General features: G+C 61.0%; 17 protein-coding genes. 9 read left to right on the forward strand and 8 right to left on the reverse strand.

The genetic code is table 11. The features are described from left to right. Positions 1 to 55: 55 nt before the first annotated feature. The 7 genes from glpE to JBE38_RS25440 all read right to left on the reverse strand — a co-directional run bounded on the left by glpE (position 56) and on the right by JBE38_RS25440 (position 7,709). A complete protein-coding gene (gene glpE / locus JBE38_RS25410) occupies positions 56 to 385 on the reverse strand; it encodes a thiosulfate sulfurtransferase GlpE (RefSeq protein WP_205345410.1) in 330 nt (109 codons plus the stop codon). Positions 386 to 394: 9 nt separating this feature from the next. Next, the gene (locus JBE38_RS25415) at positions 395 to 1,246 is read right to left on the reverse strand and encodes a symmetrical bis(5'-nucleosyl)-tetraphosphatase (protein WP_090368496.1); all 852 of its coding nucleotides are present in this window, start codon (positions 1,244 to 1,246) and stop codon (positions 395 to 397) included. Next, entirely contained in the window at positions 1,246 to 1,626 is a 381-nt protein-coding gene (apaG, locus tag JBE38_RS25420) for a Co2+/Mg2+ efflux protein ApaG (protein WP_060757279.1), read from the reverse strand. The genes JBE38_RS25415 and apaG overlap by 1 nt, the downstream gene beginning before the upstream one ends. Positions 1,627 to 1,755: 129 nt before the next feature. Continuing rightward, entirely contained in the window at positions 1,756 to 2,568 is an 813-nt protein-coding gene (rsmA, locus tag JBE38_RS25425; protein WP_090368498.1) for a 16S rRNA (adenine(1518)-N(6)/adenine(1519)-N(6))-dimethyltransferase RsmA, read from the reverse strand. Then, positions 2,565 to 3,554 carry a 4-hydroxythreonine-4-phosphate dehydrogenase PdxA gene (pdxA, locus tag JBE38_RS25430; RefSeq protein ID WP_090368499.1) on the reverse strand — a complete coding sequence of 330 codons (990 nt, stop codon included), beginning with the start codon at positions 3,552 to 3,554 and terminating at the stop codon, positions 2,565 to 2,567. Before pdxA ends, rsmA begins: the two co-directional genes overlap by 4 nt. Beyond that, positions 3,551 to 4,891, reverse strand: a complete 1,341-nt coding sequence (locus JBE38_RS25435; RefSeq protein WP_081087108.1) for a peptidylprolyl isomerase — start codon at positions 4,889 to 4,891, stop codon at positions 3,551 to 3,553. Before JBE38_RS25435 ends, pdxA begins: the two co-directional genes overlap by 4 nt. Further along, entirely contained in the window at positions 4,866 to 7,709 is a 2,844-nt protein-coding gene (locus tag JBE38_RS25440; RefSeq protein ID WP_205345411.1) for an LPS-assembly protein LptD, read from the reverse strand. Before JBE38_RS25440 ends, JBE38_RS25435 begins: the two co-directional genes overlap by 26 nt. A gap of 130 nt (positions 7,710 to 7,839) precedes the next feature. Here JBE38_RS25440 and JBE38_RS25445 point away from each other — a divergent pair, with 130 nt between their 5' ends. Genes JBE38_RS25445 through JBE38_RS25455 form a run of 3 tightly spaced genes read left to right on the forward strand, consistent with a single transcriptional unit; the run spans position 7,840 to position 10,305 of the window. Then, positions 7,840 to 8,865 carry an aminoglycoside phosphotransferase family protein gene (locus JBE38_RS25445; protein WP_205345412.1) on the forward strand — a complete coding sequence of 342 codons (1,026 nt, stop codon included), beginning with the start codon at positions 7,840 to 7,842 and terminating at the stop codon, positions 8,863 to 8,865. After that, on the forward strand, positions 8,862 to 9,536 hold the full coding sequence (gene murU, locus JBE38_RS25450; RefSeq protein ID WP_205345413.1) for an N-acetylmuramate alpha-1-phosphate uridylyltransferase MurU: 675 nt from the start codon (positions 8,862 to 8,864) through the stop codon (positions 9,534 to 9,536). Before JBE38_RS25445 ends, murU begins: the two co-directional genes overlap by 4 nt. Position 9,537: 1 nt before the next feature. Beyond that, complete coding sequence (locus JBE38_RS25455) at positions 9,538 to 10,305, forward strand: TerB family tellurite resistance protein (RefSeq protein WP_090368507.1); 768 nt, start codon at positions 9,538 to 9,540, stop codon at positions 10,303 to 10,305. A gap of 3 nt (positions 10,306 to 10,308) precedes the next feature. Here JBE38_RS25455 and JBE38_RS25460 read toward each other — a convergent pair whose 3' ends face one another. Then, complete coding sequence (locus JBE38_RS25460) at positions 10,309 to 11,280, reverse strand: alpha/beta hydrolase family protein (protein ID WP_060757287.1); 972 nt, start codon at positions 11,278 to 11,280, stop codon at positions 10,309 to 10,311. Between the two features lie 77 nt (positions 11,281 to 11,357). Here JBE38_RS25460 and JBE38_RS25465 point away from each other — a divergent pair, with 77 nt between their 5' ends. The 6 genes from JBE38_RS25465 (at position 11,358) to JBE38_RS25490 (ending at position 18,571) form a co-directional block, all read left to right on the forward strand. Continuing rightward, on the forward strand, positions 11,358 to 13,352 hold the full coding sequence (locus JBE38_RS25465) for a PAS domain-containing sensor histidine kinase (protein ID WP_205345414.1): 1,995 nt from the start codon (positions 11,358 to 11,360) through the stop codon (positions 13,350 to 13,352). Between the two features lie 18 nt (positions 13,353 to 13,370). After that, positions 13,371 to 14,000, forward strand: coding sequence for a response regulator (locus JBE38_RS25470; RefSeq protein WP_060757289.1), 630 nt, complete (start codon positions 13,371 to 13,373; stop codon positions 13,998 to 14,000). 226 nt (positions 14,001 to 14,226) lie between these two features. Next, complete coding sequence (locus JBE38_RS25475; RefSeq protein WP_060757290.1) at positions 14,227 to 15,339, forward strand: ABC transporter ATP-binding protein; 1,113 nt, start codon at positions 14,227 to 14,229, stop codon at positions 15,337 to 15,339. Between the two features lie 43 nt (positions 15,340 to 15,382). Beyond that, the gene (locus JBE38_RS25480; RefSeq protein ID WP_060757291.1) at positions 15,383 to 16,423 is read left to right on the forward strand and encodes an ABC transporter substrate-binding protein; all 1,041 of its coding nucleotides are present in this window, start codon (positions 15,383 to 15,385) and stop codon (positions 16,421 to 16,423) included. Between the two features lie 78 nt (positions 16,424 to 16,501). Further along, complete coding sequence (locus JBE38_RS25485) at positions 16,502 to 17,734, forward strand: ABC transporter permease (protein ID WP_161548729.1); 1,233 nt, start codon at positions 16,502 to 16,504, stop codon at positions 17,732 to 17,734. Positions 17,735 to 17,746: 12 nt separating this feature from the next. Further along, a complete protein-coding gene (locus JBE38_RS25490) occupies positions 17,747 to 18,571 on the forward strand; it encodes an ABC transporter permease (protein ID WP_060757293.1) in 825 nt (274 codons plus the stop codon). The last annotated feature ends 23 nt before the right edge of the window (positions 18,572 to 18,594 follow it).

The following is an 18,594-nucleotide window of genomic DNA, read 5'->3' on the forward strand; positions in this document are numbered from 1 at the left end:
CGTCAGAAACGGCGCGAGCCCAAGCGTCACGCGGGGTAGCGGGGTGAGAAAAAAATTATTGCGAATCGCCTGAGGAAATTTCCGCAGGATAGGTCGTACGCCACAACTCGAAGCCACCGTCCAGGCTATAGACGTCGGAGAAGCCCTGGCTGATCAGGTAGGCGGCGGCACTCTGGCTGGAATTGCCGTGGTAGCAGGCCACGATCACTGGCGCGTCGAGGTCGGCCGCACGGATGAAATCGGCGATGTTGTGGTTGTCCAGGTGCTGGGCGCCCTTGATATGACCCGCGGCGTACGCCTGGGGATCACGGATATCCACGACCACTGCGGCCTGCTCGCGCAACGCCTGGGCTCGTTCGGGGGGGATACGTTTGAATTCGCTCATGGCGGGCTCCTATGGCTTGGCGGCGGTCGGCTGTGTGACGGGCACGGGGGGTGGGCACTGGCAGCTCAGGCGCTCGCCGGTGTCGATGTTCATCAGGGTCATGGCGCCGCCCCACACGCAACCGGTGTCGAGGGCATACACGCCAGGTTCTTCGCACTTACCTTCCAGGGCTGCCCAGTGACCGAAGACGATCTTCGTGTCGCGGGTCTTGCGCTCCTTATGGGCAAACCAGGGTTTGTACCCAGGCAGCGCGGTATCGACGCCTTCCTTGCTCTTGAGGTCCAGCTTGCCCTCGGCGGTGCAGAAGCGCATACGTGTGAAATAGTTGGTGATCACTCGCAGGCGGGTGACGCCGCTGAGGTCGTTGTCCCACTTCACCGGCTCGTTGCCGTACATGCCATCGAGATAGGCGGTGTAGAGGTTGTCGTCGGCCAGCGCCGCTTCTACTTCGGCGGCACACTTGAGGGCTTTCTTCAGCGACCACTGCGGCGCGATGCCGGCGTGGACCAAGGCCGTGTTGCGGGCTTCGTCATAATGCATGAGCTTTTGTCGGCGGAGCCAGTCGAGCAGCTCGATACGATCGGGCGCTTCGAGAATTTCCCGCAGGGTGTCGCTCTTTTTCAGGCGCTCGATGTTATTGCCCGCCGCCAGCAGGTGCAGGTCGTGGTTGCCCAGTACGCACACCAGTGAGTCGCGCAAACGATAGAGGTAGCGCAGGGTTTCCAGTGACTGTGGGCCACGGTTGACCAGATCACCCACCAACCACAGGCGATCATTCACCGGGTCGAAGCCCACTTGTTCAAGCAGGCACTTGAGAGGCTCCAGGCAGCCTTGCAGGTCGCCGACCGCGTAGGTCGCCATCAGTGCAGGGCTCCCGGCACCGCGAGGCGAAAGGGCGCAATGATGGCGTCGAACAACTTCCCATCGGTGGCTTTCATTTGATACGAGCCTTGCATGGTACCGACCTTGGAGGTCATGACCGTGCCGCTGCTATAAGTGTGGCTGGCGCCGCTGTCGATCAATGGCTGTTGGCCGACAACGCCCGCGCCGCGTACTTCCTCTACCTGGCCGTCACCGTCGGTGATAACCCAATGACGCGACAGCAGCTTGGCCGGCACCAGCCCGTTGTTCTTCACCGTGACGGTATAGGCGAAGGCGAAACGGTTGTGTTCAGGTTGCGATTGGTCCGCGAGGAAGCGGGTGACGACGCTGACGTCGATCTGGTAGCGAGGATCGGACATGCGAGAGGCCTTACCTTAAAAGCAAAAGCGGAGGACAGCAGATGCGGATCAGTCTAGGCCATGAGGCGGGCACTAGGCCAGACTCGCTGTCTGCGGGAGCGGGTAAACCGGCTCCCACAGAGGCAGGCTTCAGTCTGCGGCGGGCGGCGGTTGGATGGCAAGCTGGTCGGCCAGGCGCACGAACGCAGCCAGGTCCAGTTGCTCCGGGCGCAGGCTGCCATCGACGCCGGCGGCTTCGATCTCGGCGTTGCTCAGCAGCGCCTTGAGCGTGTTACGCAAGGTCTTGCGACGTTGGTTGAATGCTTCACGCACCACGCGCTCCAGCAACCGATGGTCCTTGGCGGGATGCGGTAGTACGGCGTGAGGCACCAGCCGCACAATGGCCGAGTCGACCTTCGGTGGCGGATTGAACGCCCCAGGGCCGACGTTGAACAAGTGCTCTACGCGGCAGTGGTACTGGACCATGATCGACAGGCGACCCCAATCACCCCCACCCGGACCTGCTGCCAGACGCTCAACCACTTCCTTTTGCAGCATGAAGTGCATGTCGCGGATGATCCCTGCGTTGTTCAGCAGGTGGAAAATCAGCGGTGTGGAAATGTTGTACGGCAGGTTGCCGACCACACGCAGGCTGTTAGGCGCGGCATTGAGACTGTTGAAGTCGAACTTGAGCGCGTCGCCCTGGTGCAGGTTGAAGTTGGACTTGCCGGCAAACTGCTGGTTGAGGATCGGGATCAGGTCCTTGTCCAGCTCAACTACGTCCAGTTGAGCGCCGCTGGCCAACAGACCCTGGGTCAGTGCGCCCTGGCCCGGGCCGATTTCCAGCAGGCGGTCTTCGGGCTTGGCATGGATGGAGCGCAGGATGCGGTCGATTACACCCGCATCGTGCAGGAAGTTTTGCCCGAAGCGCTTGCGCGCCCGGTGTTGGTAATGCTCAGTCATATACGGGTCTCGGCCATCTGATAGGCGGTTTCCAGGGCCACGTGCAGGCTGCCGGTATCGATCTTGCCGCTGCCCGCCAGGTCCAGGGCAGTGCCATGGTCGACGGAGGTACGGATTATCGGCAGGCCCAATGTCACGTTGACTGCGGCGCCGAAGCCTTTGTATTTCAGCACGGGCAGCCCCTGGTCATGGTACATCGCCAGCACTGCATCGCAGTGCTCCAGATATTTGGGGGTAAACAGAGTGTCCGCAGGCAGTGGGCCACGCAGGTCCATGCCCTCTTGGCGCAGGCGCTCTAATGTCGGTTCAATGATGTCGATTTCTTCATGGCCCAAGTGGCCGCCTTCACCGGCGTGGGGGTTGAGCCCGCAGACCAGGATGCGCGGTTGGGCGATGCCGAATTTCTGTTGCAGGTCGGCGTGCAGGATGCGTGTGACACGCTCCACCCGTTCGGCGGTGATGGCATCTGCAATCTCACGCAGCGGCAGATGCGTCGTCACCAAGGCAACGCGCAGGCCGCGAGTCGCCAGCATCATCACAACTTGAGCGGTGTGGGTCAGTTCGGCGAGGAATTCGGTATGGCCGGAGAAGGCGATGCCGGATTCGTTGATCACACCCTTGTGTACAGGGGCGGTGATCATGCCGGCGAAGTCACCGTCCATGCAGCCTTGCCCGGCGCGGGTCAGTGTTTCCAGCACAAAGGCCGCGTTGGCCTTGTTCAGTTGCCCCGCAACCGCCTTGGCCGGCAACGGGGTATCCCATACATACAGGCTGTCTTTGGGGGCCGGCAGATCAGGCCAGTTGCCCGGCGCCACATCCAGCAGGTTGACGGCCACGCCCAACTGCGCAGCCCGCTCAAGGAGCAGGTCGCGGTTGGTAATGGCAATCAGGGGGTGTGGCTGTGGCTGCGAGGCGAGCAGCAGGCAGAGGTCTGGACCAATGCCGGCCGGCTCGCCGGGTGTGACTGCAAAGCGTTGGGGTTTCACTGGCTTGCCTGGTTGGTGCCTGTTTGCTCGGCGCCTGGCAGCTTGTTCTCAACGTAGGCTTCGTCACGGATCTGGCGCAACCAGGTTTGCAGCTCTTCGTCGTATTTGCGGTTACGCAGCACGGTCAGGGCTTGTTGCTCGCGAGCCTGGGTGGTGTTGTCGGTGGCGCGACGGCCCAGGACTTCCAGTACATGCCAGCCATATTGGGTCTTGAACGGCTTGGACAACACGCCTTGCGGGGTCTTGGCCATCACGTCCTGGAACTCCGGCACCAGTGCTTTCGGGTCGATCCAGTTCAGGTCGCCGCCGTTGAGGGCCGAACCCGGGTCTTCCGAGAAGCTCTTGGCCAGTGTTGCGAAGTCTTCACCGCCTTCGATGCGGTCATAGATCTTCTGCGCCAGCTCCTTGGTTTGTGCCTCGGTGCGGATTTCACTTGGCTTGACCAGGATGTGACGAACATGGACTTCGTCTTTCAGCGAGGTCTCGCCGCCACGCTTGCCCAACAGCTTGAGGATGATGAAGCCGCCTGGCGTGCGGGCAGGCTGGGTGATATCACCCACTTGCATTGCACTGAGTTCGCGGTCGAACGGAGGCGGCAACTGAGCGGCTTTACGCCAGCCCATGTCACCACCGTCCAGGGCGTTATCGCTACCGGATACGGCGATGGCGGTCTGGGAAAAGTCAGCGCCAGCCTTTAGGCGGTCGTAAACGGCCTGGGTTTTTGCCGCGGCGGCATTGAGTTGCTCTGCGTTGGCGCTGTCCGGCGTCGGGATCAGGATATTGGCCAGGTGCAGTTCCTCGGAGAGCTGCATCTTGCCCAGGTCCGAAGCCAGGAAGTTCTTCACTTCCTGTTCGGAAACCTGGACCCGCTCCGCCACACGACGCTGACGCACACGGCTGATGATCATTTCACGTTTGATCTGGTCACGAGCGTCCTCATAGGACAGGCCATCGTGAGCCAGGGCGGCGCGAAACTGATCGATGCTCATGTTGTTGCGCTGAGCGATGGTGCCGACGGCCTGGTTCAACTCTTCGTCCGAAATACGGATGCCGGAACGTTCGCCGATCTGCAGTTGCAGGTTTTCGACGATCAGGCGCTCCAGCACCTGAGGCTCCAGAACGCTGGTCGGTGGCACACCGCCGCCACGCTTGGCGATGGTTTGCTGCACTTCCTTGACCCGTTGGTCCAGCTGGCTCTGCATGATCACGTCGTTATCGACAATGGCCGCAACTTTGTCCAGCTGTTGAACGGCCGCGTGTGCCGATACGGTACCCAGGAACAGCGCGCCCAGCACGAGCGGGCGCAGACAATCAGAAAGCTTGATCTTCACGTTCACGATAACCTTGAATGCCTTTGTCGAGGAAGCTCTCTACCTTGGAGCCGGTCAGGCCGCCGAGTCCTTTAAGGACGATCTGGAAGAAGAGCCCGTGGTCACCCTTTTCGTTAAGGGGGGCGATCTGGGTATATTCGTCGTTGGAAACCCAGTAACGATTGATAACGCGCAGTTTCCAGCAGCAGTTGTCGTACTCGAAACCACCGAAGGCTTCCAGGGTACGGTTGCGGGCGTAGTCATACTGCCAGCGGGTGATCAGGTTCCACTGCGGAATGATCGGCCACATCATCGAGAAGTCGTGTTGCTGGATTTTGTAGTAATCCTTCACGAAGTTCGCGTCGCCTGGCTGCCCGTAGTCACCACCGAACTGCCATTTGCCGGTCAGCTGGTTGTACACCACCTGGTCGTTGCGATAGCGATAACCCAGGTTGACGACCTTGTTCGGGTTGTCTTCCGGTTGGTAGTGGAACATGGCGCTGCCGGAGCGAGGGCTGTGGCTGTCAGGGTCCCAGTTGTAGTCGGCAGTCGCACGCCAATCGCGATTGAAGCGGAACTCATAGTCCAGAGCGATAGGCGATACGTTCGACTGTGCGTCGGCACGGTCGGCAGCCAAGACGCCGGGCAGTTGGACTTCACGGTCCTTGAAATACAACGCCTGGCCCACGGACACACGTTGACGTTCGAAGCCGTTTTCTTCGATCCAGCGGCTGGTCACACCCAGAGACAGCTTGTTCTCGTCACCGATCCGGTCACTGCCGCTGAATCGATTGTCACGGAACAGCGAGGCGTAGCTGAACGAGTACTCACCTGAGTCGAATACCGGGATATCGCTCTGGTCCTTGTTAGGTACGTAGAGGTAGTAGGCACGCGGTTCCAGGGTTTGGCGATAGTCTTTTCCGAACCAGTTGGTATCACGGTCGAAGTACAGGCCGCTGTCAATGCTCGCAACTGGAATTGCACGGTCTTGTGAGCTTTTGAACACCCCGCCTGCGTACGGAGAAGCTCCCGGCTGAGTAGCGGCCAGTTGTGCAGCCACAATGTCATTCTTACCTTTGCTATCCAGGTCAAGATCGTACTTGGTATAGACATACTTGAGCTTCGGCGTGATAAACCCGTAAGTCCAGTTCATCGGGTATTCAACAGCTGGTGCGACGGTCAGGCGCGTACCGTTTGCACGGGTAAGGCCGCTTACGTATTCATCCAGGCGCTTCTCGCCAACGGGCAGGCCATTCGCATCGAACGGGCCACCTTCTTTGTCAAAGACGTTACCGCTTCTGAGATCGCGATCGAATCGAACCGCTTCGGTCTCATAAGTAAAATTCAATCCGCCCGGATGGTATGGCAGTGCCCCGTTGAAGGTGATTTGCGGCAAGCGGTCATACGGAGTGATCTGAGAGATCGTCGCCAGCTGGTACGCTTGAACGTTCAGGCGAGCCTGATAGTTGTCACCGTTATAGGTCAAAGCGCCCTGTTGGTTGAGGAAATCTTGGCTTTGGACTCCCTCCTGGTACGTCTTGAGATCTTGGAAGTAAAACGGATCACTGATCTTGGTGTAATCCACTCGAGTTGACAGACGCGAATCGAGACCGCCACGGTGCTGCCAATTGAGCATATAGCGGGTTTTTTCGTAGTCGGTCTGTTTCGTCCGCTCATCGCTGTCATCATTCAGGTACGCGCCCCCAAACTGACCTTCACTGGACTTGGTGAGGTAGCGGAACTCGCCTTCCATCAACAGGCCGCGCTTGGTCATGTATTGCGGGTACAACGTGGCGTCATAGTTCGGCGCCAGGTTGAAGTAGTACGGCGTAACTAGGGTAAAACCAGACTCGCTACCCGTGCTGAAGCTCGGCGGCAGGAAGCCGGATTGACGACGGTTGTCGATCGGGAAATAAATGTAAGGGGTGTAGAGGATCGGGATGTTCTTGACCCGCAACGTCGCGTTGGTTGCCGTACCGAAACCGGTGGCAGGGTTCAACGTGATGTTGTTGCCCTTGAGCTGCCAGGCGTTGCTGTCTGGCTCGCAGGTGGTGTACGTACCGTCTTTGAGACGGATGATCGCGTTTTCGGCACGCTTGGCGTACAGGGCGTTACCGCGGATGCGCGACTTGTGCATCACGTATTCGGCGTTGTCGATCTGCGCCGCACCGGTATCGAGCTGTACCTGGGCATGGTCACCCACGATCAGGGCGCCGTTGTCGCGCAGGCGAACGTTGCCGTTCAGCTCGCCACGGTTTTCCGCCTGATACAGGCTGGCTTCCTGGGCTTCCATCTGCATGCTGCCCTGGCGCATGACGACGTCACCGGCCAAGGTCGCGATCTGTTGTTCCTGCTCGTAACGAGAAGCCTTGGCGCCGATGAACGTCGGTGCGTCGCTCTTGGCCGTTTTGTCGTTCATGCCAGGACGCATCGGCTCGATGTACGCACCGCCGCAATAAGGGCCAGTTTCGGCCAGCTGGGCTGCGGTCAGCTTCTCGCGAGGCACCCAGTCCAGGTGGCTGTAGTCGGCGCTGCGCGAACGCAGGCCACGGCCCTTGGCTTCGGTGACCAGCATGGTCTTGGGTTCGGCGTCGGCGCTGCTGCCGGTTTCGCCTTGTGGCGTACCGTTTGCCGAGCTGACGGCAGAGCCATCATGCACCGGGCGTGGCGGCAATGGGGCTGCGGCGGTTTTCGGCGCGCAATCCCAGGCACCCGAAGCAGAGACTGAGCAGTCATACTGTTCCGCGGCGACCACGAATGAGGTGGCGAAAGGTTGCATGGCCAGCAGACTGCCGGTTACCAGCAACGGAAATTTTCTACGAAACGCGGGGGATTTCAATGCCATCTTATTAGTCCGGGCTTCCTGCGTGCCATCTGCCCGCGGTTTGGGCCGCACGCCTCTCGATGGTCTGAAAAAGATGCGTGATAATAAAGCATGCCCCGCTTGACGGCTAGCGCCGTCGGAGACCCTTGTAATGCCCGAGCAAGATCTACGTTTACAACAGCTGGAAGTCTGGCTGGATGAGCAATTGCCAATCCTTTTCAATGCCCAGGGTTGGGGTGCCGTACCCCCGGCCACATTGACCGCGGCCAGTAGCGACGCGAGTTTCAGGCGTTATTTCCGCTGGGAGGGAGGGGCGCATACGTTCGTGGTCATGGACGCGCCACCGCCCCAGGAAAACTGCAAACCTTTCGTCGAAATTGCGCATCTACTGGCGAAATCGGGGATAAACGTACCCAAAATTTATGCAGAAGATTTGCCACGCGGCTTCCTTTTGCTCAATGACCTGGGCAGAAAAACCTATCTGGACGTGATTGACGCCGACAACGCCGATCAATTGTTTGCCGATGCCATCGATGCGCTGCTGGCTTTTCAGCAGTTGCCGATGGATGCGCCACTGCCCAGCTATGACGTTGCCTTGCTGCGTCGCGAGCTTGAATTGTTTCCTGAGTGGTACGTTCGCCGGCACCTGGGTATCGAGTTCGATACTCGCCAGCGCGATCTCTGGCAACGCGTCAGCGAGCAACTGATCGACAGCGCCCTGGCCCAGCCGAAGGTGCTGGTACACCGCGACTACATGCCGCGCAACCTGATGATCAGCGAGCCCAACCCTGGCGTGCTGGATTTCCAGGATGCGGTCTACGGCCCGGTGACCTACGACATTACCTGTCTGTTCAAGGATGCATTCCTCAGTTGGCCCCAGGCGCGCGTGCGCGAATGGCAGCGCGGCTACTGGGAGCGTGCCGTGCAGTTGGGCATTCCCGTGCACGCCGATTTCGAGGCTTTCCTGCGTGCCAGCGACCTGATGGGCGTGCAGCGCCACCTCAAGGTCATCGGCATCTTTGCGCGCATTTGCCACCGCGACGGCAAGCCGCGCTATCTGGCGGATGTGCCGCGCTTCTTTGCTTATATAGAAGCGGTGCTTGCAGACCGGCCCGAACTGCGCGAACTGGGTGAGTTGCTTGCCAGCCTGCGCGAGCCGGTCGAGGCGAGCCTATGAAAGCGATGATCCTGGCCGCCGGCAAAGGCGAGCGCATGCGCCCGCTGACGCTGCATACGCCCAAGCCGCTGGTGCAAGCGGGCGGCAAGCGCTTGATCGAGTATCACCTGGAGGCACTGGCGAAGGCCGGTTTCACCGAGATTGTGATCAACCATGCGTGGCTCGGTCAGCAGATCGAAAGTTATCTGGGTGACGGCGCGCAGTTTGGCCTGCGTATCCAGTACTCGGCCGAAGGTGAACCGCTGGAAACCGGCGGTGGGATTTTCCAGGCCTTGCCGTTGCTGGGGAATGAGCCGTTCCTGGTGGTCAATGGTGATATCTGGACCGATTACGACTTCACCCGGCTACGTCAGCCGCTTCAGGGCCTGGCCCATCTGGTGATGGTGGATAACCCGGCGCACCACCCTTCGGGTGGTGATTTCTACCTGGACCAGGGTTTGCTTCATGATGCCGCGCCCGGTGCCGATAACCTGACCTTCAGTGGCATTTCGGTACTCGACCCCCAGCTGTTCGCGGGTTGCAGTGCCGGTGCCTTCAAATTGGCGCCGCTGCTGCGGGCGGCCATGAGCAAAGGTCTGGTAACGGGGGAGCACATGGCGGGACGCTGGATTGATGTGGGGACATTGGAGCGCCTGGCGCAGGTCGAAACCCTGCTGACTGCGGAGCAATAAGATGTTGTGGCCAGGGACGCTGATCGGCGCCGGGGCTGGCTTTGCCATTGCCAGCATTCCGGGGGCTTTGTTGGGGGCATTATTGGGGCAGGCGCTGGATCGCCGCTTGCAACTGCAGAGTTGGGCGCAATTGCGCGAACGCCTGGGCGGCCGGCCGGCGCTGCGCAATGACGAATTGCTGTTTGTGCTGCTGGGCCGACTGGCCAAAAGCAATGGCCGGGTGGTGGATGGGCATATCCAGCAGGCGCGCCTGGAAATGCGTGCACTGGATATGAACGAACCCGCCCAGCGCCGCGCTATCACGGCGTTCAACCGGGGCAAGTCCGGTAGCGATCGGGTGCGTAGCTATCTGCGCGTGCTCAAGGCGCAGCCCCATGCGGCAGAGGGCGTGCTGCGCGCCTGCTGGCGCATGGCCTGGGCCGATGGCAGAGCGGATGACGCCGAGCGCGACCTGATTGACCAGTGGGGCAAGTGGCTGGGGTGGACACCGCAACAACTGCACGCACTGGCGTCCGATTACACCCCTGAGCGCAAGCCGTTGGTGAACCGAGGGGGGGCTTATCAGGAGGCGTTGCGAATCCTGGGGGTCACCGCAACTACGGAGCCGTCAGTGATCAAGCGTGCCTATCGCCGCCTGCTCAGTCGTCACCATCCGGACAAGGTTGCCGGCACCGGCGCCAGCCCTGCGCAAGTGCGCGAGGCAACCGAGCGAACCCGCGAGTTGCACAACGCCTATGCGTTGATTCGCGAACGGCGCGATTTCCGGTAAGCCTCAGTCGACGGTTTGCGGGCTCAACCAGCCGCGAACCCGCCGATACAACTGCTCCTGCTCGGCCGAGCTGTTGCCGGGCAGGGTCTTGAGTGACACCTGCTTATAGCCTTCATTCTTCCCACGCTTGGCCGCCTGAAGCCGCGCCAGGGCGTTTTTACGGTCCAGGGCATTGTCCTGATAGAAGATATCCGCCGTCGGCACTTTCAAGGCCGGGGCCACTTGTTGCAGATCCGGTTGGCGGCCCACCGGGGTTTTGCCGGCCACCAGCACCAGCTTCTGAACCTGCGCCGGTTGCTTTTCGCTCAGGTAACGTGCGGCCCACCAGGCGCCAGTGCCGTGGCCGAGCAGCACCACACTGCGCGCGCTCTGGGTCTGGGCAAAAGCCACGGCTGCGTCGATCCGGTCGAAAATACGCTTGGCGTCGGTCTTGTCCTGTTCATCCGCCCCCGGCACTACCGCAGGGTCGGTGCCTTCGGCTTCGGCGCTGGCGGCTTGTTCGATGGGCTTGGCGGCCGTGCTGCCGTCTTTGCTGCTGGTGTCGACGGTTGCCTTGGGCGCTTCGATCACCCGTGGCGGCAGGGTGTCCATGCTCACGTCCGGCAGCGACAGGCTGAGGCTGCCCCAGTTGGCATCCGGCAATTTGCGGCGCAACGGGCCGATTGCTTGCGGCCAGTCAGCATTTTCGCCGGCGCCGGGGACGATAATCACCACCCCTTCCGGTTCTGCACTGTTGGCGGGTTTCCATAAGGCCAGGAACGAATCGGTGCCGGCCTGCAATTGTTGTTGCTCGTGTTGTGGAATATTGCGCTCCAGCGCGCTGGCCTCTTCCTGGCTGCGCTCGGGCAGCGCTTGGCGCTCCGCAGGTTTTTCGGCGGCGGGCGCGGGGGCGTCAGCGGCCTGAACAGAAAAGGCGCTGGTAAATAGCAGCGACAGGCACAATGCTGGCAGTGCCGAACGGTGGTGAAAGGGCATCGTTAATTCCCGGCCAGAAATGATTCCAGCAGCCTAATGGGTTGGTCAGTATTTGTCAGTGATGTGAGACGTGGATCATGGGTTTTCGCTGTCTGCTGATTATCGGCGGTTTGTGCTGTGCCTTGATGGCAACGGCCGCGCCTGCGCCCGTTGCGCCGAAAGCACAGCTCAATGCGCAGCAGCGTGAGTGGCTGAGCCTGCATCCGGAGCTGCGCGTGGGGCTGGTGCTGCAGGCGCCTTACGCGCAATACGATCGGCGCCTGCAACGCTTGTCCGGGGCCAATGTGGAGTTGATGCAGTGGCTGGCCAAGGCGCTGAATATCGAACTGTTGTGGCGCAACTTTCCCGATCAGGAGCAGTTGGAGGCCGCCGTGCGCGACGGCGAAGTGGATATTGCGCCCGGCCTGCAGCAAACCCCGGCGGGTTTGCGCCTGTGGTTATTCACCGACCCTTACATGCGCGTGCCCCAGCATATTGTCGGCGTCCGCGAAGGCGGCGGCGCAGTGGAGCTGGAGAAACTCGACGAACAATCGCGCATTGCCGTGCGCATGCCCAGCGCCGTGGCCGATTACCTGCGCAGCACCTATCCCAACCTCAACCTGCAAGGGGTGCCCATGGAGCGCCAGGCCCTGCAGCTGCTGGTAAGCCAACAAGCGCGGTATGCCGTGGTGGATGAGGCGCAACTGAGCCGCTTGTCCGGCGAAGCAGAATTTGCGGGGCTGGCGGTGGTCGGTGATATCGGCTTGCCACAGTTGCTGCGGGTGGGCACGCGTCGCGATTGGCCGGAACTGGCAAACCTCATGCAGAGCGCCTTGCGGGCGATACCCGCGCGAGACTTGGACCAGTTGCACAATCGCTGGCTGCAACCCCAGTACCCGCGATTGTCGGAATTCCCGGGTTTCTGGAAGAACCTCAGCCTGTTGCTGGGAATCTGCCTGCTGGCCTGCCTCGCGATGGTCGCCTGGCAGCGTCGCCAGCAACGCGGCCTGGAACACGACTTGCTGGCGGCACGGGAAGAAAGCGCCGCCCGCGCTGCCGGTGCCGAAGCCTTGCGGTTGACGCAGTTTTCCATCGATCAAAGTACGGTCGGCATCCTGTGGGTCAATTGGGACAGCCATGTGCGTTACGCCAATCGTGCGGCAGAAAGCATGCTCGGCTACGCCCCGGGCGCGCTGATCGAGCGGCCGCTGGTCGAGGTCGACCCGACCTTGAACATGGATCGCTGGCTCAACCTGTGGCGACGCGCCCGCGCCAGCGAGGAGGGCGGGCAAACCTTCGCCACCGATTGCGTGCGCGCCGACGGCAGTATCCTGCCCGCCGATGTGTCTTTGAGTTTCCTGCGTTTTGCTCAGGGCGAATACCTGGTGGTGTACCTCAACGATGTCACCGAACGCCGCCGTTACGTGGCCGCCTTGCTGCAAAGCGAAGCGCAGTTGCGCGAATTGTCCGCCCACCTGGAAACCGTGCGCGAAGAAGAGAAAGCCCGCATCGCCCGCGAGGTACACGATGAGTTGGGCCAGATGCTCACGGTGCTCAAGCTGGAAACCTCGATGTGCGAATTGGCCTATGCGCAGCTCCACCCCGGCCTGAATGAACGGCTCAACAGCATGAAGCGCCTGATCGCCCAGTTGTTCCAACTGGTGCGCGATGTGGCCACCGCGCTGCGCCCGCCGATCCTCGACGCCGGCATCGCCTCGGCCATCGAATGGCAGGCCCGGCGCTTCGAAGCCCGCACGCAAATCCCCTGCCTGGTGCAGGTTCCGGATAACCTGCCGGCCCTGAGCGACGCCAAGGCCATTGGTTTGTTCAGGGTCCTGCAGGAGGCACTGACCAATGTGATGCGCCATGCCCAGGCGCATACCGTCGAGCTGACCCTGGTGATTGAGGGGGCAGACCTGCGGTTGACCATCAGCGATGATGGCGTCGGTTTCATCGAAACCCCCGGCCGCCCTGTTTCTTTCGGCGTGGTCGGTATGCGCGAGCGAGTGCTGATGATGGGCGGGCAGCTGAGTCTGCATAGCGAAGTGGGGGAAGGCACCACCCTGAGCGTCACGGTGCCGTTGGATGCCTGACAACAAGAGGAAAAACCTGTGATTCGCGTATTGGTAGCCGAAGACCACACCATTGTCCGAGAGGGCATCAAGCAATTGATCGGCCTGGCCAAAGACCTGCAGGTGGTCGGTGAAGCCAGTAATGGCGAGCAGTTGCTGGAAACCTTGCGCCATGTGACGTGCGAGGTGGTGCTGCTGGATATCTCGATGCCGGGCGTGAACGGCCTGGAGGCCATTGCGCGCATCCGGGCGTTGGGCAATCCGCCGGCGATTCTGGTGTTGTCGATGCATGATGAAGCGCAAATGGCTGCCCGCGCCCTCAAGGTCGGCGCGGCGGGTTATGCCACCAAGGACAGCGACCCGGCGCTGTTGCTGACTGCTATTCGCAAGGTGGCGGCGGGTGGGCGATACATCGACCCCGACCTGGCCGACCGTATGGTCTTCGAAGTCGGCCTGACCGATACGCGGCCGCTGCATTCGTTGCTGTCGGAGCGCGAGTTCTCGGTGTTCGAACGCCTGGCCCAGGGGGCCAACGTCAATGATATTGCCCAGCAACTGGCGCTGAGCAGCAAGACCATCAGCACGCATAAGGCGCGGTTGATGCAAAAGCTCAATATCACTTCGCTGGCGGAACTGGTGAAGTACGCCATGGAGCACAGGCTGCTCTGACGACATGCCCATCAGCGACACCCTGCAAAACATCACCGAGCCCATTCTTGCCGCTTGCAGCTCACCCCTTGTAGCTGCACCGTCCTGTGCCCGCCATCGCTGTAGGGCAATCCCTACCCCCAACCTTCCAACCGGCTGATGCAATTCTCTCCCAGCCCCCGATTTCCGGGGGCTTGCGCCTGGACTACGCTTGTTCCATTGCGGTCCAAAACACAAAGGTGCGGGTATGAGCGAGGCGGATACAAATGATGTGCTGGTCAGCTTTCGTGGCGTGCAGAAGAGCTACGACGGCGAGAACCTGATCGTCAAAGACCTCAACCTGGAGATTCGCAAGGGCGAGTTCCTCACACTGCTTGGGCCGTCGGGTTCCGGCAAGACGACCAGCCTGATGATGCTCGCCGGCTTTGAGACACCGACCGCCGGTGAAATCCTCCTGGCCGGGCGTTCCATCAATAACGTGCCGCCGCACAAGCGCGATATCGGCATGGTGTTCCAGAACTACGCGCTGTTCCCGCACATGACGGTTGCCGAGAACCTGGCGTTCCCGCTCTCGGTGCGCTCGTTAAGCAAGACCGACATCAGTGAGCGGGTCAAACGCGTGCTGAGCATGGTCCAGCTCGATGCTTTCGCCCAACGCTACCCGGCGCAACTTTCCGGTGGTCAGCAACAGCGCGTGGCCCTGGCCCGTGCGCTGGTGTTCGAACCGCAACTGGTGTTGATGGACGAACCCCTCGGTGCTCTCGACAAGCAACTGCGTGAACACATGCAGATGGAAATCAAGCACCTGCATCAGCGTCTCGGCGTGACCGTGGTGTACGTGACCCACGATCAGGGCGAGGCCTTGACCATGTCCGACCGCGTAGCGGTGTTTCATCAGGGCGAGATCCAGCAGATTGCTGCGCCGCGGACCTTGTATGAAGAACCGAAAAATACCTTCGTCGCCAACTTCATCGGCGAGAACAACCGTCTCAACGGCCGCTTGCACAGCCACACCGGCGAGCGCTGCGTCGTGGAGCTGGCGCGCGGCGAGAAGGTCGAGGCGCTGGCGGTGAACGTGGGTCAGGTCGGCGGGCCGGTCACGCTGTCGGTGCGTCCGGAGCGGGTCAGCCTCAATGGTTCCAGCGAAAGCTGCATCAATCGTTTTTCGGGGCGGGTGGCGGAATTCATCTACCTGGGCGACCACGTGCGCGTGCGTCTGGAAGTCTGCGGCAAGACCGATTTTTTTGTGAAACAACCGATCGCCGAGCTGGACCCGGCCCTGGCGGTCGGCGACGTGGTACCGATTGGCTGGCAAGTCGAGCACGTTCGCGCACTCGACCCACTTCTAGAGGCGAATTGATCGCCCCATGGCTTCACCAACCCTGCACGTGGAGAGCACAACAATGTTGAGATCCCTTAAGTATTCAGCGCTGGTTATCGGCTTGTTCGGCGCGACCCAGGCCATGGCCGGCCCGGACCTGACCGTCGTGTCCTTTGGTGGCGCGAACAAGGCCGCTCAGGTCAAGGCGTTTTACGCACCGTGGGAAAGCGCGGGCAACGGCAAGATCGTCGCCGGCGAGTACAACGGTGAAATGGCCAAGGTCAAGGCCATGGTCGATACCAAGAGTGTGTCCTGGGACCTGGTGGAAGTGGAATCGCCGGAGTTGTCCCGGGGGTGTGACGAAGATATGTTCGAACCTCTGGACCCCAAGCTGTTCGGTAATGCTGCGGACTACGTAAAAGGCGCGATCCAGCCGTGCGGCGTGGGTTTCTTCGTGTGGTCCACGGTGTTGGCCTACAACGCCGACAAATTGGCTTCCGCGCCAACCAGCTGGGCGGATTTCTGGGATACCAAGAAATTCCCCGGCAAACGCGGCCTGCGTAAAGGTGCCAAGTACACCCTGGAATTCGCCCTGATGGCCGACGGCGTAGCGCCCAAGGACGTTTACAAAGTGTTGGCCGGCAAAGATGGCCAGGACCGTGCATTCAAGAAGCTCGACGAACTCAAGCCGTCGATCCAGTGGTGGGAAGCGGGCGCCCAACCGCCACAGTACCTGGCCTCGGGTGATGTCGTGATGAGTTCGGCCTACAACGGCCGTATCGCTGCCGTGCAGAAAGAAAGCAACCTCAAGGTGGTGTGGAACGGCGGCATCTACGACTTTGACGCATGGGCCATTCCTAAAGGCCTGGCGAAAGACCGTGCCGAAGCCGCGAAGAAATTCATCGCCTTCTCGGTACAGCCGCAGCAGCAGAAGACCTACTCGGAAAACATCGCCTACGGCCCGGCCAACACCCAAGCGGTCCCGTTGCTGGCCAAGGACATCCTCAAGGATATGCCGACCACCCCGGAAAACATCGCCAACCAGGTGCAGATCGATGTGAGCTTCTGGGCGGATAACGGCGAGCAGTTGGAGCAGCGCTTCAATTCCTGGGCTGCCAAATAACACCGCTTACCCCAGTGGGAGAGGCGTTGCTCTCTCCCACCAGGGTTCTGCATTTCCTTTCAAGATCCGGAGTCAGCCATGGCTATCGCCATTCCCAGCCCCACCCTCAAGCAGCGCCTGGCGCGTGCCGAACGGCTCAACCGCTGGAAGGCCCAGGCATTGATTGCACCGCTGGTGCTGTTTTTGCTGCTGGTGTTCCTGGTGCCAATCATTGCGCTGCTCTACAAAAGCGTCGGCAACGAGGAAGTGGTGGGCGGTTTGCCGCGTACCGTGGTGGCGGTCAAGGCCTGGGATGGCCGTGGCCTGCCCGGCGAACCGGTGTATCAGGCGCTGAGCGAAGACTTGGGCGAAGCGCGCAAAAACCAGACGCTGGGCGACTTGTCCAAGCGCTTGAATATGGAGTTGGCCGGCTATCGCAGCCTGCTGACCAAAACCGCGCGGGCACTGCCCTTTACCGAGGCGCCCGCCTCTTACAAAGAAGCGTTGGAAAGCCTCGATGAACGTTGGGGCGACCCGGCGTACTGGCAGGCGATCCGGCGCAATACCAGCAGCCTCACACCGTTCTACCTGCTGGCGGCTGTCGACCACCGTATCAATGACCTGGGCGAACTGGCCCCGGCTACGCCGGACCAGGCCATTTACCTGGACATTTTCGCGCGTACTTTCTGGATGGGCCTGGTGATTACCTTCATCTGCCTGCTGCTGGCCTATCCCTTGGCGTACCTGCTGGCCAACCTGCCGGCGCGCAAAAGCAACCTGCTGATGATTCTGGTGCTGCTGCCGTTCTGGACCTCGATCCTGGTGCGGGTCGCCGCGTGGATCGTGCTGCTGCAATCCGGTGGCCTGATCAACAGCGCCTTGATGAGCATGGGCTTGATCGACAAACCCCTGGAGCTGGTGTTCAACCGTACCGGGGTCTACATCTCCATGGTGCACATCCTGTTGCCGTTCATGATTCTGCCGATCTACAGCGTGATGAAAGGCATCTCACCCACCTATATGCGTGCAGCGATTTCCCTGGGCTGCCATCCGTTCGCCAGCTTCTGGCGCGTGTATTTCCCGCAGACCTACGCCGGCGTCGGCGCCGGCTGCCTGTTGGTGTTCATCCTGGCGATTGGTTACTACATCACCCCGGCGCTGCTCGGCAGCCCGAACGACCAGATGGTCAGCTACTTCGTGGCGTTCTACACCAACACCAGCATCAACTGGGGCATGGCCACGGCGCTGGGCGGCTTGCTGCTGCTGGCGACGGTGTTGCTGTACCTGATCTACAACCGGCTGGTAGGCGCCAGCCGCCTGCGCCTGAGCTGAGGAGACCTTGCGATGCTGAGCCCTTATATGTCGCCCGTCGAACGCCTGTGGTTCTACAGCCTGCGGATCCTGTGCGGCTTGATCCTGTTGTTCCTGATATTACCTGTGCTGGTGATCATCCCGCTGTCGTTCAATAGCGGCAGTTTCCTGGTGTACCCGCTGCAAGGTTTTTCGCTGCATTGGTACCAGGATTTCTTCGCCTCGGCCGAATGGATGCGTGCGTTGAAGAACAGCATCATCGTCGCGCCGGCCGCCACGGTGCTGGCCATGGTGTTCGGCACATTGGCCGCGATAGGCCTCACGCGCGGCAATTTCCCCGGCAAGGCGCTGGTGATGGCCCTGGTGATTTCGCCGATGGTGGTGCCGGTGGTGATTATCGGCGTGGCGAGTTACCTGTTTTTTGCGCCACTGGGCCTGGGCAACAGCTTCTTCTCGCTGATCGTTGTGCATGCGGTGCTGGGTGTGCCGTTTGTGATCATTACCGTGTCGGCGACCTTGCAGGGTTTCAACCATAACCTGGTGCGGGCGGCGGCGAGCCTGGGCGCTTCGCCATTGATCGCGTTTCGCCGGGTGACCTTGCCGTTGATCGCGCCGGGGGTGATTTCCGGGGCGCTGTTTGCCTTTGCCACCTCGTTCGATGAAGTGGTGGTGACGCTGTTCCTCGCCGGCCCCGAGCAAGCGACCCTGCCGCGCCAGATGTTCAGCGGCATCCGCGAGAACCTCAGCCCGACCATTGCCGCTGCCGCCACCTTGCTGATTGCCTTCTCGGTGCTGCTGTTGCTCACTCTGGAATGGTTGCGCGGGCGTAGCGAGAAGCTGCGCACTGCGCAGGTATGATGACCATTCAGCTGCTGAATGGC

The sequence above is a fragment of the Pseudomonas sp. ICBG1301 genome (genome assembly GCF_016918385.1).
Taxonomy (GTDB): Bacteria; Pseudomonadota; Gammaproteobacteria; order Pseudomonadales; family Pseudomonadaceae; genus Aquipseudomonas; species Aquipseudomonas palleroniana.

Excerpts from the sequence above, each read along its gene's own strand:
- glpE (WP_205345410.1), bottom strand. The coding sequence starts at position 385 with ATGAGCGAATTCAAACGTATCCCCCCCGAACGAGCCCAGGCGTTGCGC.
- JBE38_RS25415 (WP_090368496.1), bottom strand. The coding sequence starts at position 1,246 with ATGGCGACCTACGCGGTCGGCGACCTGCAAGGCTGCCTGGAGCCTCTC.
- apaG (WP_060757279.1), bottom strand. The coding sequence starts at position 1,626 with ATGTCCGATCCTCGCTACCAGATCGACGTCAGCGTCGTCACCCGCTTC.
- rsmA (WP_090368498.1), bottom strand. The coding sequence starts at position 2,568 with ATGACTGAGCATTACCAACACCGGGCGCGCAAGCGCTTCGGGCAAAAC.
- JBE38_RS25440 (WP_205345411.1), bottom strand. The coding sequence starts at position 7,709 with ATGGCATTGAAATCCCCCGCGTTTCGTAGAAAATTTCCGTTGCTGGTA.
- JBE38_RS25445 (WP_205345412.1), top strand. The coding sequence starts at position 7,840 with ATGCCCGAGCAAGATCTACGTTTACAACAGCTGGAAGTCTGGCTGGAT.
- murU (WP_205345413.1), top strand. The coding sequence starts at position 8,862 with ATGAAAGCGATGATCCTGGCCGCCGGCAAAGGCGAGCGCATGCGCCCG.
- JBE38_RS25455 (WP_090368507.1), top strand. The coding sequence starts at position 9,538 with ATGTTGTGGCCAGGGACGCTGATCGGCGCCGGGGCTGGCTTTGCCATT.
- JBE38_RS25460 (WP_060757287.1), bottom strand. The coding sequence starts at position 11,280 with ATGCCCTTTCACCACCGTTCGGCACTGCCAGCATTGTGCCTGTCGCTG.
- JBE38_RS25465 (WP_205345414.1), top strand. The coding sequence starts at position 11,358 with ATGGGTTTTCGCTGTCTGCTGATTATCGGCGGTTTGTGCTGTGCCTTG.
- JBE38_RS25475 (WP_060757290.1), top strand. The coding sequence starts at position 14,227 with ATGAGCGAGGCGGATACAAATGATGTGCTGGTCAGCTTTCGTGGCGTG.
- JBE38_RS25480 (WP_060757291.1), top strand. The coding sequence starts at position 15,383 with ATGTTGAGATCCCTTAAGTATTCAGCGCTGGTTATCGGCTTGTTCGGC.
- JBE38_RS25485 (WP_161548729.1), top strand. The coding sequence starts at position 16,502 with ATGGCTATCGCCATTCCCAGCCCCACCCTCAAGCAGCGCCTGGCGCGT.
- JBE38_RS25490 (WP_060757293.1), top strand. The coding sequence starts at position 17,747 with ATGCTGAGCCCTTATATGTCGCCCGTCGAACGCCTGTGGTTCTACAGC.